The 1,012-nt window shown below is 77.2% G+C and carries 1 protein-coding gene; it reads left to right on the top strand.

Annotation, left to right across the window (positions count from 1 at the left end):
- Window positions 1-1,012 (top strand): outer membrane protein assembly factor BamB family protein (locus E1283_RS37910; RefSeq protein WP_165956384.1); only part of this gene is annotated, 1,012 nt, incomplete at both ends.

Genomic DNA, 1,012 nt, shown 5'->3' with positions numbered 1-1,012 from the left:
ATAGGGCTCGTCGCCCCGGTCGGGGTGGTGCTGCTGGCGCTGCTCGCGGCCTGGGTGGTGCTGGGCGGCCGGGAGGACGAGCCGCTGGAGCCGATCGCGGCCGAGACGCCCGCGCCGACGACCGGCCCGTCGGCGGCGGTCGAGGTGTGGCGGGCGCCGGCCGACGACGGGTCGGCGGGGCCGCTGCGGCTCTGGCCGCACCAGGACGTGGTCACGGTGGTCTCGGAGGCCGGCGTGACCGGTTACGACACGGTGGACGGCGCGGTGCGCTGGGTGGCGGGCGCCCCGCCGGAGGCCGGGCCGCCGTGCGCGGCCTCGGCGGCCGTCGACGGGGCCGGCGTCGGCGCGGTCTTCTTCCGCTCGGCCGACGGCCGGTGCGCGGTGCTCGCCGTCGTCGACACGAGGAACGGATCACTGCCGTGGTGGCGGGAGTTCACCCGAGAGGTGGACCAACCGACCGTCACGGTGGGGGAGTCGGCGGTCACCGTGAACCTGGACCAGGCCGGCGACCCGGCCGGTTTCCACCGCCTCGCCCGCGACTCGGGCGACGAACTCCCCCCGCCCGACTGCCTCGCGGAGCCCGACGTGACCGCCGTCCGACACGCCGGCTCCCGGATCGTCGCCCTCGGCCCGTGCGGCCTGACCGTCCACGACGCCGAGACCGGGGCCGTGCTGTGGACGGGCCAGGCGCGGTCCGAAGCGCCGGAGATCCTCGCCGACGACCCGGTGCTGCTGCGCGAGGCGGGCGAGACGGTGGCCCACGCCGAGAACGGCGAGGAACTGTGGCGTCTGCCGTTCGTCCCCGACACCGTGACCCTGGCCGGCGAAACACTGCTGGCCGGCGACGACGCCGGCCGGCTCGCCGGCCACGACCTGCTGACGGGCGACCGCCGCTGGGACGCGGAACTCCCGCCCGACACCCGCCTGTTCGCCCCCGACCGGGCCGACGGCCGGGTCCTGACCGGCACCGCGGAGGACGACGCCTACCAACTCGCCTGGCTCGACCCCACCG

Source organism: Streptomyces hainanensis (assembly GCF_004348415.1).
Classification (GTDB): Bacteria; Actinomycetota; Actinomycetes; order Streptomycetales; family Streptomycetaceae; genus Streptomyces; species Streptomyces hainanensis.
Note: the sequence above shows the minus strand (reverse complement) of the source record. Positions and strands in the feature narration are given on the sequence as shown.